Here is a 14,921-nt window from a genome sequence, read left to right on the forward strand (position 1 = left end):
GTTCCTCCGCCAACTTCTTCTGGCGCGCTTCCTCGGCCAACCGCTCCTGCTCGACCCGGCGCGCTTCCCCCTGCCGGCGCTCCTCTTCGAGACGGGCCTCGCGCTCGAGGCGCTGGCGCTCCCGAGCCTCGGCGGCTGCGCGTTCCTCGGCGAACTTCTTCTGCCGAGCTTCCTCCGCCAGGCGCTCCTGCTCCGCCTTCCGGGTCTCCGCTTGGCGCCGCTCCTCTTGAAGCCTGGCCTCGCGTTCCATCCGCTGCCGCTCCCTGGCCTCGGCGGCGGCCCGTTCCTCCGCGACCTTCCTCTGCCGCGCCTCTTCGGCCAGACGCTCCTGCTCGGCCTTGCGCATCTCTGCCTGGCGGCGCTCCTCTTCCAGCCGCGCCTCGCGCTCCAGCCGCTGGCGCTCCCGCGCCTCGGCAGCGACTCGCTCCTCGGCCAGCTTCTTCTGCCGCGCGTCTTCGGCCAGGCGCTCCTGCTCGGCCTTCCGGGCTTCGGAGCGCCGGTGCTCTTCTTCCTGAAGCTGTCTCTGACGTTCCTGCTCCGCGGCGGCGGCCCGCTCGCGCTCGGTCTGGCGCCGCGTTTCGGCCCGGCGTCGCTGCTCGTCCTGAAGCCGCTGCCAGGCCAGCCGCTCCTCTTCCTCCCGTGCCCGAGCGGCAGCGGCGGCGTCCGGCCGGTGCGCGAGCTGGAGCGTCGATGGCGGTTGCGGTTGCTCCGCCTGTTGCGGGTTCCGGTCGCCGCGGGCCACCCCGCGCGCTTCCAGACGCTGGATCATGTCCTTCGCATCCGGAACGAGGAAACTGTTCGGGTACTTGGCGATGAAGTCGCGAAGCAGCTGCGGATCGTTGCTGGCGCGCGCCTTCGGCCAGGCTTCACGCTCCGTCTCGCCCCGGTTGAGGTAGAAATGCCCGGGATACGACATCGACAATTCAGGCGTTTGCCGCCCCTGGGTCACCTGGTCCACGCTCATGCTGACGCGCTGGAACACCTGCGTGACGTCGAGCCCGGGCTCCTGCACGCTCTTCAGAAAGGCGCTGGTGAAGATGCTGTTGCGACCGGTGCCGTCATACGCAACCTGGTTGGCCTGAGTGGCATAGGCGACGATGAGGCCGCGCCCGCTGAGCTTGGCGAGGCCGGTCGAGGAAAAGGGGTCGCGGCTCCGGGTCGAGAGCGGGAGGTTGCGGCACGCATCCAGGATGAGGATGCGGGGGCCATCCGCCCGGTTCAGCTCCTCAACCACATCGTCGACACGGACGGTCTCGTATTCCAAGTCGAACTCGTCCTCGAGCCTTGCATCGACCGGGACAAGGTAGTTGCGGCCACGGTACTGGAGGCCGTGCCCGGCGTAGAACACCAGTGCCGCCTCCGCATTCTGCGCGGTGCGGGCGAACTGGCGAAGACTGTCCCTCATCTGCTCGCGGGTGAGGTCCGTGCCGCCGAGCACCGTAAACCCGGCCTGCTTCAGGGCCGAGGTGACGTCCTCGGCGTCGTTACGGGGGTTCGGAAGTGCCGGGAACTTCCGGTACACCGAGTTCCCGATGACGAGCGCGACTCTACGGTCTCCGGCAGCCCAGGCTGGCTCCGCAGCCAGGAGAAGGAATGCGCTGACAATCAGCGTCAGGAAGGCGCGCATGCACCGAGAGACACCAGGAATCTCCCCGAGGATACCGCCCACGGAGAGTCTAGGCAAATAGCGCCTCAGTCGAACGCCATGTCCTGATCAGATGACACACCGGTCTGGATCGGTGCCTGAGAGAACATGCTCGCGCCAGCCTGGAGAAAACGCATCGGATCGACTGGATTGCTACCGACCCGCGTCTCGTAATGGAGGTGAGGCCCGGTGGAGCGCCCGGTCGACCCGAGGAGCCCTATGACGGCACCCGGTGCAACGGCTTGCCCCGGCCCGACATTGAATGCCGACAGGTGGGCGTAGCGTGTCACGATGCCATTGCCGTGCTCGACCTCCACGAGGTTCCCATAGCCCCCCGAGACATCGGCCACGATCACGCGCCCTGCGCCAGCGGCCTTGACCGGGGTGCCGGCAGTGCCACGAAAGTCGACGCCGGCATGCATCGCCATCGCGCCGGTGAACGGATCCTTGCGGGAGCCGAAATTGCTGGTGAGGCTGTTCTCTGTCTCCACCGGCGCCCGGAGCGGAACGGTGTCGACAAGCTGCCGCCAGCGATCGAGCCGTGCGAATTCCAGCTCCAGCTCTGTGAGCTTGACATCAAAGACATTGGGAAGCGTCCGCCGCGAGGTCCGGGCCTGCCCGGGGGAGGATACCGGAAGCCCCTGTGGCTGCAGCGGAACTCCAAGGGTCGCGAGTGAGGCCTGGATCAGAGCCGTTCTGCTCTGCGCCCCGGCCGACAGCGCCCCAAGATAGCGAATCTGAGACGCTTCCAGGCGGTCCATGGAAGTCTCGAGCGCGCCGAACTGGTCCCGCAAGGGGAGAGTTTCGATCGCCGCGAGCACACGAGGCCTTCGCGCTGGTGCGGCTTCCTGGTGAAGCGGGTCGAGCGAGGTTCGCGGCTTCAATGTCGATGGCGGAGCATCCGCGCCGTTCGGTCCCCCCACGCGAACGGACGGCGTCTCGCCGGCGCCTCCTCGGGTCGGGAGGCTCCCGGGAGCGGTGTCGGGGCCGAGACCACGGCCGCCCACACCGCCCGCCCGGTCGGCCATGAGCATCAGCGTCGCCTGCTGGTTCTCGAGTTCAACCTGCCGGGAGATGATGTCCGCCAGCCGCCCGGACAGGCCATCCTGCTCAAGTACCTGATGGCTCGCTACCCCGACGAGCCGGCGAGTGAGCGCCTTGATCTTGTCCTCGTAGCCGGCCCGCAGCACCGCCTGCTCATCCAGCAGCAGCATTGTCTGGTTGCGGCCCGACCAGGCCAGCCACGACGCCACCCCTGCCCAGGCAAGCACGACCACGAACAGGATGGACCCGAGCAACCCGGAACGCCGTCGTGCGCTCGACCGACCCGGCCGCCGCTTGCCGAGCTCATGCGGCCGGACCCGGCCGGTCCCACCGGATGCTGGATGGACGTGCGGGCCGCGTGGCGCCTTGTCGTACGGCATCGACATCCCAGGCTGTCCGGTGGAGCGTCCGTCCCGCACGGTGCTGCATCACAGGACGACAGGACGAGCTCGCTTCGAGCCTTATAGCAAAAGGCCGCGCGCGGTTGAACGTTGGCTCTTCAGTGCGGTAAGCGGGTCAGCTCTGGGCCGCGACCTCCGTGGCGTACGGTTATATTCCATGCGATCTTCGGTCCGGCTGACGGTCTCCGTCCTTTGTCTGGGGCTTGTCGCGGGCGCAGCCTCAGCGCAGCAATCCCGGCCGGGTTCGGGGAGCCCTCAGCCCCAGCCGCGTCCTCCCGCAACCGCTCCTCAGACTGCGCCGCAGCAACCGCCGGCCGTACCGGCACAGCCGCAGCCGGTCCGCACGGAGATCGTCCCGCACGACAACTGGACCGTGACTTGCCGGGAGTTCGCCGACAAGCGGCGGAACTGCTCGGCCGTGCTTCAGGTCGTCCAGCAGCAGAACAGCCAGGTCCTGTTCGTCTGGGTGTTGGGAAAGAGCAACGAGGGCAAGCTGGTCAGCGTGCTCCAGACACCCACGGGCGTGACGCTGGCGCCGGGCATAGAGGTGAAGCTAGCGCGCGGTGCGCCGCGGAAGGCGACCTACGTCAATTGCGATCCGAGCCGCTGCGAGGCGACGCTCGAGCTGGACGACGCCTTCATCCGCGATGCCTCGGCGACGGAGACCGTGGAGGCGACGATGTACAGCAATGCCGGCCAGGGCGTGAAATTCACCCTGCCCTTCAAGGGCTTCGACAAGGCCGCAGCCGCGGTTCGCTGACCGGGGGCATCACCGCCCGGTGCCCAGCTTCGCCCGCGCTCCTTTGGGCGGAGCCAAGTCGCCGGTGGCCCGGGCCTGCATAGCCGCCGCCCTCTCCGCACACTCTGCGGGTGTTCCACGGCGCGCGACACTCCGCGTCGCGTGAGCGCCGCGGCCAGTCATTGCCCTGAGACGGTTCGACGCGTAACCGCCGCTCCGGGGCGAGTTCGTGGTGAACTCGTCCGACCCGGGCGACGTCGCCGCCGAACTATCGGCATCGCCGCCGTCGAAGGGCGCTCCGAGGCGGTCTGGCCTCAGAACTGGTACCGGACGCCGCCATTGACTGCGTAGCCCTCGAGCCTGTCGCCGAAGCGGAAGTCGCTCCGGATGTAGCCGAGGAGCGGCGTGTCGAGCAGCTGGCCCGAGACACCGACGCCGACCTGCCCGAACGTACCCACGCGGTCGGTGATGATTGGCACGAAGGCGTTCGGATCGACCGCGATATTGGCCGAGACGAAGCGCGAGACGGTGTTCCCGGCAAACTCGTTCCAGATGCTGGCCGTGATGAAGGGCTGCAGCGCCAGGCTCTCCGTCGCCTGGAACGCCGTTCCGAAGCGCAGCCCGAAGCGGCCGAGGATCGAGTCGATGTCCCGGAACTGCAGCACGCCGCCCGTCACCGGCAGGGAGCCGACATTGGTGTGCGTGTAGCTCATCGAACCCGAGGGTTCGATGAAGAAGGGCAGGTCCGATCCGAACAGGTTCTCGAAGTCGAAGCGGTAGCCCGCCGAGCCGGAGATCGAGTCTGAGCTGATCTGCTGCCGCGCGTTGTTCAGCCCAGCGAGCTGGTTGGAGATCCGCGCATTGAAGAAGTCGTGGCGGTACGACAGGTCGGAGAAGAACGGCCCGTTCGTCAGAGCGCCGTAGACCCCGATGAAGGGCACGTCGAACACGCCGCGGGTCGGCGAGCCGATCTTCTGCGTGCCGTCGGCAAAGACGGAGCCGCCCGTGATGCCGAGATGCAGGTTCCAGCCCGTGTTGTCGATGTTGAACACGCCCGTGTCGATGCCGACCTGCAAGCCGGCGAACGAGTTCTCCACCTTCACGGCCTGGCCGACATTCACGGCCCCGAAGGTCGATGTCGCCGTCCCCCGTACCGTGAAGTCGCCGCCCGAGCCGCGCGCCCAGAGGCCGCTCGCGATCGTGTTCGGCGTGATCGTCGGATTGGGGGCGACCTCCGCCTGCGCGGCCGCGGCTTGGTTCAGCTGCGCCCAGGTGCGCCGGGGGTCGGTGGAAACGCTCGAGGTCGCGGTGCACCGCGGATTGAACTGCGCGCTCGCTGCGCTGCAGTCCTCCTCGCCACTTGCGCTTGGAGCCCCGATGAAGGCTGAGACCGACTGGAAGAAGCCGACATTCAGCGACGTCAGGAGCGCGGAGATCGAGCTCGCGGCGCCAGACGCCGCGCTCGTGTTGAGGCGCGATGCGATCTGGAAGGAGCCGGGGGCGCTCTGCTCGAGTTCGTAGGTCACGAAGCCGTTGCCCTGGATGGGCTGGGCGAGATTGACCTGGCCCGCCCCGCCGCCGGACACGACGACCGGCACGGCCTGCGAGGAGAAGAACGTCGTGGCCGCGTTGTCGAGCCGGTTCAGGACAAGGGTCGCCTGGCCATTGTTCTGCCCGTTGATCCGCACCTGGTCGGCACGACGGTTCGCAGGGCTGAGGTCGATGTCGAGCAGGATCTGTGACCCCGCCGCGCCGTTGTAGTTGCCGGTCAGCGTCAGCGAGTCGACGGGCTGGTTGTTGACGAGCGACATGACGCCGTTCGCGCCATTGTTGAAGGTCGCCGCCCCAATGACCGCGTTACTCGGCGCCGCCCCGCTCTGCGGCACCGCCTGCAGGTAGCCATTGTTGTTGAACACACCGATGCCGGAGAGGGTGCGGCCCTCCAGGAATACGCCGTTACCCGCTCCTTGCGCGCCCGTGTTCGTGAAGGTTGCGATCGAGCCGGACAGGTCAGCCGCGGTCAGGATTGTGCGACCGCTATTGTTGAAGCTCTCCAGGCCGTTGAGCGCGCTTCCGCCCGCCACGACGTTAAAGGCGCCGGCATTGTTGAGCGTCTCAGCCCCGGCGAGCGTCGACGCGCCCTGGTAGTTCCAGGTGCCGCTATTGTTGGCGGTCGTCGTCGTGCCGGCGGCGCCCGCAAAGGCTCCGTTGACGACGCCCGTGTTGCCGGCCGTCAGGCTGCCGGCGGTGTTCGCGAAGATTAGCCCGCCGGTGCCGGCCGTCCCGGCATTTGCGAATGTGGCACCGCCGGGTGCGGCCCCGATGCTGATCCCGTCCCGTATCAGCCCGGAGGCCGTATTCGTGGCCGTCGTATTCCCGGTCAGGGTGAGAAGGCCGTTCACGATCCCCGTATTGATGAAGCTCGGTGTGCCGATCGACGAGGTGACGGCGAGGGTGCCGTTGTTGGTGAACGAGGTGGTGGCCGTGTTCGCGCCGGCCGCCGTGTAGGTGCCGTCATTGACCACGGTCGCGCTCGCCAGGGTACCTGCGGCAGCCTGGTTGTAGGTCCCGCCCGCGGCGTTGGTGAAGCTCGTCGCGGCGAGTGTTCCGCCCGTTTGGCTGAACGTGCCGGCGTTGGTGGCCGCAGGCGTCGCCACGGTGCCGCCGGAAAGGTTGAACGAGGCCCCGGCATTGTTCGCGACGGACGTCGTGCCGTTCAGCGCGCCGCCGCTCACGTTGAACGTGCCGGCATTCGCTACTGTCGCGGCCGTGCTCGTCCCGCCGGCGACGTTGAAGACGGCACCGGCGGCGTTCGCGATGGAACCGGCGCTGAGCGTACCAGCCGTCGTGAAGGTCGCGCCGGCATTGTTGGTGACGGCGCTGGCCGTCGCGACCGTGCCGCCCGCATTCAGCGCGAAGGTCGCGTTGTTCGTGAGCGCGCTCGTGCCCGTGATCGAACCGCCCGCCAGAACGGCCAGCGTGCCGGAATCCACACTCGTCAGCCCCGGATAGGTGCTCGCGCCGCCGAGTTGCAGGGTGCCGCCGCCGATCTTCCGCAGCCCGATTCCGGCATCGCCAGTGATCGCCGCGTTGACCGTGGTCGTGACGCCCCCGTCGATGTTGACGAAGCTCTGGCCCGGCGTCGAGAGCGGGTCGCCGGTCAGGTTCAGCGCGTTGGCGCCGGACAGCGCCAGCGTGTAGCCGTCCGTGGTGAACTGCACTCCCTGGACGTTCACCGTCGAGCCGAGCGTCACGGTGCCCGCCGTCCCGCCGAACACGGCGACCTGGTTCTGCCAGGAATCGTTCACGGTCGAGGCGAGCGGGTCGTAGACCCAGTTCGTATTCGCGTTGCTCCAGGTGCCGGTGCCACCCTGGGCGCCGGCAGCGGCGCCCGACAGGTCGGCGCCGTCCCAGAACTGCACGGCTTGGCCGCCGAGCGAGATGCGGGCGTTGACCTGGGTGGTCGGGCCCGGAACGGGCGACACGTAGACGAAGGCGGTTCCGTTCGTCGCAGTGACCGTCGTGAAGCCCTGGTTCGCGCCCGCCCCCGGCGTGAAGGCGCCGCCAACGTTGTAGAGGCGGTAGGCGCCGCTTACCGCGGCGTTCTGCAGCGTCAGCGTGCCACCGTTGATCGTCAGGTTGTTGGTGACGTTCACGAGGTCGTTGCTGGCGCCTCCCGCAACGTTCACCTGCCCGAGTTCGAACACGTTGTTCGAGCCGGCATTCACGACCAGGTTGGACACCGTGATCGTGCCCGGGCTGTTGCCGGCCGCGAAGGTGCCGCCGTTGTTCACGTTGACCGTGCCGGCGATGGTGCCGACCCCGTCGACGGCGCCACCCGCATTGACGTTCGCGGTGGCCGCGCTCCCAGCGGTGTCACCGAAGGTGCCGTTCACCCGAACCGTGCCGCCATTGATGTTCGCCGTGCCGGTGAACTGGGCGCCGGCTCCGTTCGCGCCCGTGAGCGTCAGCAGATCCGCGCCGGCCTTGTTAACGGTGCCTGCTCCCGCGAGGCGACCCGCATAGGTCTGGTCGCCGAGCCCGCCGGCGATGTTGAGAGTCCCGCCTGCCCCGACCGACGTCACCGAAGCTGCCGTGCTGCCCGCGATCCCGCCGATCGAGAACGCCTGCCCTGCCCCGACCGCCACACCGGCCGCGGCCGTCGAGTCGTTTGTGAGCAGCGTCACGCCCGTAAAGGGTCCGCCATTGACGTTGAGCGTGCCCGCGCCCGTATTCGAGAAGGTGCTGTTGCCCGTCAGCGGCCCGGTCACGTTGAACGTGCCGGCATTCGCGATCGCGCCCGAGATCGTTCCCTGCGCATTCACGGCGCCGGGCGCGGTGTTGCTGACGCCGCCGTTCAGGGCGCCGCTCGTGGCGAGGGTGCCGCCGGCGACGACGGCGCCGCCATTGATCGTGCCGGCATTCGTCGTCGTCCCGGCAGTGTTCGACAGGCCGCCGTTCAGGATGCCGCCCACGTTGTTGTTGAGCGCCCCGGAATTGGTGATGACCGTAGCGGACGTCACCGTGCCGGCATTGGTCAGCGTACCGCCAGCATTGTTGGCGAAGGACGCGACTCCGAGAGCGCCGCCGGCGCCGATCGTCGCAATGCCCGTGTTCGTCAGAGCGCCGACGCCCGTGAACGCGTTCGCGCCGACCGCCAGCGTTCCGGCATTGCCGAAGGTGCTGCCATCGTTGGTCAGGGCGCCCGCGACCGTGAACGTCCCGCCGGCATTGTTCGCGATCGCGCCGTTCACCTGGCCAGCCGCGTTCACGGCCGCCGAGTTCGTCAGCCCGCCATTGATCACGCTCGTCGCGGTGTTCGTGTCCAGCGTCCCGCCGCTCACATTCACGCCGCCATTGATCGTGCCGGCATTCGTCGTCGTCCCGGCAGTGTTCGACAGGCCGCCGTTCAGCACGCCGCCGGCGTTGTTGTTCAGCGTCCCGGTATTCGCGATCACGGCCGACGACGTCACCGTCCCGGCATTCGTGAGCGTGCCGCCAGCCGCATTCGCGAGCCCGCCATTCGCGGCGAGCGTTCCACCGGCCAGGATGTTGGCAGCCCCGGCATTCGTGACCAGGCCCGCGACGGAGTAGTTCGCCCCGCCGCCATTCACGGTCAGGTTCGCGCCTGCCGCATTCGCGAAGGTGCTGTCGGTGGTGACGACGGCGCCCGCGCCGACCGCGAAGGTGCCCGCATTGTTGGCGATCGCCCCATTGAAGGCTCCGCCATTGGCATTGACGGTGCCCGTGTTCGTGGTTCCCCCGTTCGTGGCGCCGGCCGTCTGGGCGTAGGTGCCCGAATTCGTCAGGCCGCCATTCACGGTACCGGAATTCGAGACCGTTCCGGCATTGTTCGTGCCCGTGGCCGTCGCCAGCGTCCCGGCATTCGTCAGGAAGGCGCCGGCCGCGTTGACGATGTTGCCCGCGCCGAGCGACGCCCCCGCGGCCACGTTGACGCCCGGGTTCAACGTTGAATTGTTCGTCAGCGTGGTGATGCCGGTGAGCGAGCCGCCCGTGACGCCGAGCGTCGCCGTGCCGTTGTTCGTGAACGTGTTGTCCGCCGTGAGCGCCCCGGCCGAAACAGTGAACGAGCCCGCGCCATTGTTGGCGATCGCCCCCCCGAAGGCGCTCGTGCCAGTGACGCTGATAATACCCGTGTTCGTCGTGCCGCCGTTCGTGGCGCCGGCCGTCTGGGTGTAGGTGCCCGAGTTCGTCAGCCCGCCATTCAGCGTGCCTGCGTTTGTGGCCGTCCCACTATTCGTCACGAGGCCGCCGACCGTGCCCGAATTCGTGAAGATGGCGCTGTTCGTGACCGCCCCGGCAAGGGAGCCGCTGAGATTGAGCGTTCCTCCCGAAACGGTGGTCAGCCCCGTGAACGTGTTGGTTCCTGATAGCGTCAGGGTCTGGGCACCAGTCTTGTTGAGCGCGCCCGCCCCCGTGATCGCACCCGCATAGGTCGCATCCGCCAAGCCCGTCACGTTGAGGACGCTGTTGGCCGCCGCGAGGTTCAGGACGGACCCAGCCGTCGTTCCGGCGAGCCCGCCGACCGTCAGGGTGCCTCCCGCCCCGACCGTTACGCCCGCCGCCGCCGTCGAATCGTTCGTGAGGATTGCGATGCCGGTGAGCGTGCCGCCGGCCGCGATGGTGATCGTGCCGGCACCCTGATTGAGCAGATTGTCTCCGCCGACCGTAACGGTCGTGCCCACCCCGCCGTTGAGGTTGATCTGGCCGGCATTGGTGATCGGCTCACCACCGGCATTGTCGGAATCCGAGTTCAGCGTGCCGTTGCCGGCAAAATTGTAGACGCCGGTCGCCAGATTGTTGATCGCTCCCGCATCGGCGACGACGCCGCCATTCGCGACGTTCGTGGTTCCGGCATTGTTGATCGTGTTGCCGGTGCCCTGGAGCGTGCTGCCAGCCCCGACATTGATGACCGTGCCGGCGCCCGTCGAGATCGTCCCTGCCGAGAGTGTCGCGCCCGCGGCGATGTCGAGCGTGGACACGAAGGCGCCGGTGCGCGTCAACGACAGCGCGCCCGCCCCAAGTGTCTCGCTACCATTGACCGTAAAAGTCGCGTTGCCGGTCGTCGCCGTCAGCGAAACGTTGGTGGCGCCCCCCTGCAGAGCGCCACCATCCGTCAGGAACGTCCCCTCGTTGATCGTCACGCCCGGCGACAGGATCGTCCCTGCGCCCGTCACGTTGAGGCTACCGCCCGCGACGATCGTCGCGCCCGCGTAGGTATTCGCGCCTGTCAGATTGAGTGTGCCTGTACCGGACTTCGCCAACCCACCGGCTCCCGAGACGATGCCGGATTGGGTAGCCGTCCCGCCGGCATCGTTCTGGGTGAAGCCGACTGTCCCCCCGATCGAAACAGTCTGCGCGTTCGTGATGCCATTCGCGTAGTCGACGGTGGTGCCGGAGGCCGCGTTGAGGCCGCTCGTGCCGAGCGCATTGTTGTTTGCGAGTCGAAGCGTGCCAGCGCCAAGCTGGGTCGTTCCGCCATAGGTATTCGCCCCCACCAGCGCGAGCGTGCCGGCACCGCTCTTCACCAGCGCGTCCGCGCCCCCGCCCCCGGAAACGACTCCGTTCAGGGTCAAAGTCTCCCCGTTCGAATCGATGGTGTTGGTTCCCCCGGACAGGGTGATCGCGTTGGCGAGCGTCGCGCCTCCTGCTGCCGCCTGGAGGGTGGTGCCCGCGGCCATCGCCAGGGCGCCGGTCCCGAGCGCACTGCTCCCTCCCACGGCGAGCGTGCCCGCAGTCAGTGTCGTTCCGCCCGTGTAGGTATTCGCGCCCGTCAGCACCAGCGTGCCCGAATTGGTCTTCGCGAGCGCGCCGGCATCGATGATGATGCCGGAGTAGGTATTCGTCGTGCCGTTCAGATCGATCGTGAGCGTCCGCCCGGCGTTGATCCGCACCTGTCCGCCCGTCCCGGTCAGCGAGGCGATCTGGGCGGATGCGTCGAACTGGGCTTCACCGCCGGTCACCGCAACCGCGGAGGCGGTATTGACCGCTCCAGAGAAGCGCAACACGCCGCCGGAGACACTGTAGCTGGTCGACGCGGCGGTTGAGCCAGGAGCGAAAGAGAGGTTACCGTTCTGAACCTCCGTCGGCCCGGTATATGTCTGGTTGCCGTAGAGAAAGACCCCGCCCGCACCGGCCTGAATGAGGCCACCGCTGCCGCCGATGACGCCGCGATAAGTCGTCAATGCCGGTCCGCTGATCGTCAGCGTCGCGCTGCCGAGCGTGACCGCGCTCGTTCCAGCAATATCCTCCAGCGAAGCGATCGTCTGGTTGAAGCCGTTCAGGGCAAGCGTGCCGCCGGTCATCACCACGTTGCTGGCAGCCGAGAACGTGTTGGTCGCACCCGCCTGCAAGGTACCGGCAGCGATCGAGGTGTTGCCCGTGTAGGTATTGGCGCCCGTCAGGATCAGTGTGTTGGCGCTATTCTGGATGAGACCGCCTGTGCCAGTGATCGCACTGTCAACCGTGGTTCCGCCCGCCGCCGCGTTCAGCTGAGCCGTGCCGGTCACGGCGAGATTGCCAGTCAGGCCTGACGTAGCGGCTCCGAAGTTGATGACGTTCGTGCCAGCCGTGAACGTGATTGCGTTCCCGCCGCCTCCGCCTGCAATCGTGCCGGCTTGGTTGATCGTCAGGTTGGAGCCCGTGACGCCCGCACCACCGGCTCCGCTCAGGCCGGCAGGCGTTCCAGCACCTCCGGCACCGCCTGCGCCGCCCGTTATGGCCGCGTTGTTCTGGAGGGTATTGCCATCCCCCATGACCACGCCCGCACCGCCGGCCCCACCATTCCCGCCGGCCCCGGTCTGAGCGGCCGAGCCGACGCTGCCAGCGCCGCCGGCTCCGCCCGTGCCACCCGAAATCGTGCCGTTATTGGTGATCGTGAGCCCGGCACCCGTGACGACAGTACCCGAGCCACCATCGCCCCCGCCTCCGCCGACACCCGCCGTGGACCCGCCTCGCTCAGCTGCACCACCGGCGCCGCCAGCGCCACCTTGAACCCCGCCCGCAGTGGCGAGATCGGCCCCGACCGCCCCGACACCATGGCCGCCCGCACCGCCACCGCCGCCCCCGATGCTTCCACCAAGACCGCCGGAAAGGAAGCTACCTCCAGCACCACCCGCTCCGCCGATCGGAGCCACAATCGTACCGCTGGCTCCGCCGCCACCACCGGCAGCCCCACCCGAACCCGCCGTCCCAGCTCCTCCCGCACCGCCCGGGGCCGTTCCGGCGGCCCCACCAACACCGGTCCCACTGCTCGAAGGCGCCCCGGCCTGCCCGACGTCGCCCCCCGCTCCGCCGTTCGAGTAGTTACCCGACCCGCCGGCTCCACCGGCCGCCCAGGCAGACGTCCAGATCGGGGCCAACCCGGGAACTGCGACCACCCCGATCGTGATGCCGACAAGAGCCGTCGAAGTGAGAAGCGCCATCCGATAGGCCGCGGCTGCGCCTCGCCGACGAGCCGCGCGACACGTCCTGCCGGAGCCCACCTGCTTCGCATTCGAGTCGTCGACCGACATCCGTTGCCCCAAAACTTGCGTCCGCGTCCGCAGCCAAAATTCGTCCCATCCTGCGTATGATGAGATCCGTGGAGTCGCAATCGCGCACAGATTGCGCATTCATCTGGCCTGCACCCTGTCCTCTTTATGGAAGTCTTGCTCTGCAACGATTTGCAGCGAACCCTCCCATCAAAAACTGGGAGGCCAGAGCGAACAAAAGTTCATCGCTGTCACTATGCCGCAACATCGCGACTCTCTACACCGGATCAGGCAGCCAGCACTCAACTCGACTTGAACCGAGGCTTGAGGGCTGTCAGGCACGACTTCATGCAGCATTCTAGCGATTTGCTGCTGGCGTTTCCCGCTTGGAGAAGGGCAGACGGGATGGCGCCGTCCCCTGACGCTCTCAACGACGATCGCGAACCCCCGGAATGCACCTCGTCCAGCTCCTGCTGCCGCTCTACGACAATGAAGGAACGCGCTTCGCCCCGGAATTCTTCGCCGCCATCCGCGACGAGCTCGCGACGCGGTTCGGCGGCATCACCGCCTTCTCGCGAGCGCCGGCGGAGGGAGTCTGGGAGGCAGGCGGCTCACGCCAGCGGGACGACATCGTGGTCTATGAGGTCATGGTCGAGGATATCGACGGAGGGTGGTGGCGCGCGTACCGGGTCAGGTTGGAGGAGGTCATGCGACAGGACGCGATCGTGATCCGGGCACAGGACATGCGTCTGCTGTGAGCTCCTCGCCGGAGAAGGCAGCTGGAGATCGCCGCCTGTGACAGGATCAATGGTCAACTCTCTTTCCGGCCCGCAGGCTTTCGCCCGCATTGCCGGCCTCGCCGATGTGCTGATCGACTGCGTCCACAACGGCGCGTCCGTCAGCTTCATGGCGCCTCTCTCGCGAGAGAAGGCGGAGGCTTTCTGGCGCATGGTGGCAGAAGAAGTCGCCCAGGGCGCGAGGATCCTTCTCGTCGCGGAGGAGCCGGAGACGGGCGTTGTGCTCGGGACGGCGCAGCTCATCCTGGAGCAGCCCGAGAACCAGCCGCATCGGGCGGATCTCGCGAAGATGCTCGTCCGCTCGGCTGCACGACGGCGCGGCATCGGGGCCGCACTGATGCGGGCCGCCGAGGATGCGGCGAGGCGCGCCGGCAAGACCCTCCTGGTCCTCGACACCGCGAGCCCCGAGGCGGAGCGTCTGTACGAGCGGTCAGGCTGGATACGGGTCGGCAGCGTGCCAGGCTACGCGCTCCTGCCTGACGGCAACCCCTGCGACACGGCGTACTATTACCGGCAGCTCTGACCTGCCGAGCGCCACAGGGAATTGCGCCCCGGCTCCGGATGCGCGATGGGAACGGCATGTTCCCCGACCGGCTCACCGAAGGCTACCGCGGCTTCCTCGAACGGCGCTTCGCGGGCGAGCGCTCCCGCTACGAGATGCTGGCCAACCAGGGCCAGCGGCCCGAGATCATGGTGGTCGGCTGCGTCGATTCCCGCGTCTCGCCCGAGGTCATCTTCGATGCCGCGCCGGGCGAGCTCCTGGTCGTCCGCAACGTCGCCAACATCGTGCCGGCCTACGAGCCCGACTCGCAGACGCAGCACGGCACCAGTGCAGCTCTCGAGTTCGGCGTCCAGGCCCTGCGCGTGAAGCACATCGTGGTGCTGGGACACGCGCTGTGCGGCGGCATCCGGGCCTTCGCGGACGAGCAGGAGCCGCTCTCCCCCGGCGACTTCATCGGGCGCTGGATGTCTCAGATCGCGCCCGCGGCCGCGAGCCTCGGCCCGGCTCCGTCCGGAGCGGAGCGCGCGGATTACCTGACGCGGCTAGAATTCGCCTCCGTCGAGCTCAGCCTCAAGAACCTGATGACCTTCCCCTGCGTCCGGATTCTGGTGGAACGGGGCAAGCTGCAGCTGCACGGGGCTTATTTCGGCGTCGCCACCGGCCGCCTCCTCGTGCGCAACCCCGACAGCGGGCAGTTCCAGCCTGTCGCGGGAGCCGAGGCAGCGAGCCCACTCGCGGCCATCCGGTGCAGCGACGCCTGAGCCAGACGCCGCCCGGAGACGCCTCCCTCACCCCCAATG

At 68.0% G+C, this 14,921-nt stretch carries 7 protein-coding genes; 4 read left to right on the forward strand and 3 right to left on the reverse strand.

Annotated elements, in window-relative coordinates:
• Positions 1-1,627 (reverse strand): caspase family protein (locus ACO2SS_RS27425; protein WP_423281047.1); only part of this gene is annotated, 1,627 nt, incomplete at its 3' end.
• A gap of 65 nt (positions 1,628-1,692) precedes the next feature.
• On the reverse strand, positions 1,693-2,943 hold the full coding sequence (locus ACO2SS_RS27430; RefSeq protein ID WP_423281048.1) for a M23 family metallopeptidase: 1,251 nt from the start codon (positions 2,941-2,943) through the stop codon (positions 1,693-1,695).
• Between the two features lie 304 nt (positions 2,944-3,247).
• Here ACO2SS_RS27430 and ACO2SS_RS27435 point away from each other — a divergent pair, with 304 nt between their 5' ends.
• On the forward strand, positions 3,248-3,850 hold the full coding sequence (locus ACO2SS_RS27435; protein ID WP_423281049.1) for an invasion associated locus B family protein: 603 nt from the start codon (positions 3,248-3,250) through the stop codon (positions 3,848-3,850).
• Between the two features lie 293 nt (positions 3,851-4,143).
• Here the strand turns inward: ACO2SS_RS27435 and ACO2SS_RS27440 are convergent, their stop codons facing one another.
• Positions 4,144-12,774, reverse strand: a complete 8,631-nt coding sequence (locus ACO2SS_RS27440) for an autotransporter-associated beta strand repeat-containing protein (protein WP_423281050.1) — start codon at positions 12,772-12,774, stop codon at positions 4,144-4,146.
• Between the two features lie 500 nt (positions 12,775-13,274).
• Between ACO2SS_RS27440 and ACO2SS_RS27445 the strand changes: the two genes are divergently transcribed.
• The 3 genes from ACO2SS_RS27445 to ACO2SS_RS27455 are packed head-to-tail and all read left to right on the forward strand — an operon-like array spanning position 13,275 to position 14,882.
• A complete protein-coding gene (locus ACO2SS_RS27445; protein ID WP_423281051.1) occupies positions 13,275-13,580 on the forward strand; it encodes a hypothetical protein in 306 nt (101 codons plus the stop codon).
• Between the two features lie 49 nt (positions 13,581-13,629).
• On the forward strand, positions 13,630-14,142 hold the full coding sequence (locus ACO2SS_RS27450; RefSeq protein WP_423281052.1) for a GNAT family N-acetyltransferase: 513 nt from the start codon (positions 13,630-13,632) through the stop codon (positions 14,140-14,142).
• Positions 14,143-14,198: 56 nt separating this feature from the next.
• A complete protein-coding gene (locus tag ACO2SS_RS27455) occupies positions 14,199-14,882 on the forward strand; it encodes a carbonic anhydrase (RefSeq protein ID WP_423281053.1) in 684 nt (227 codons plus the stop codon).
• Positions 14,883-14,921: the final 39 nt, after the last annotated feature.

It is taken from the genome of Enterovirga sp. CN4-39, assembly GCF_049446235.1.
In the GTDB taxonomy this organism is placed as follows: Bacteria; Pseudomonadota; Alphaproteobacteria; order Rhizobiales; family Beijerinckiaceae; genus Enterovirga.

Bases quoted from the DNA above. Each gene is read 5' to 3' on its own strand.
- ACO2SS_RS27435 (WP_423281049.1), top strand. From the start codon at position 3,248: ATGCGATCTTCGGTCCGGCTGACGGTCTCCGTCCTTTGTCTGGGGCTT.
- ACO2SS_RS27455 (WP_423281053.1), top strand. From the start codon at position 14,199: ATGTTCCCCGACCGGCTCACCGAAGGCTACCGCGGCTTCCTCGAACGG.
- ACO2SS_RS27440 (WP_423281050.1), bottom strand. From the start codon at position 12,774: ATGGCGCTTCTCACTTCGACGGCTCTTGTCGGCATCACGATCGGGGTG.
- ACO2SS_RS27450 (WP_423281052.1), top strand. From the start codon at position 13,630: ATGGTCAACTCTCTTTCCGGCCCGCAGGCTTTCGCCCGCATTGCCGGC.
- ACO2SS_RS27445 (WP_423281051.1), top strand. From the start codon at position 13,275: ATGCACCTCGTCCAGCTCCTGCTGCCGCTCTACGACAATGAAGGAACG.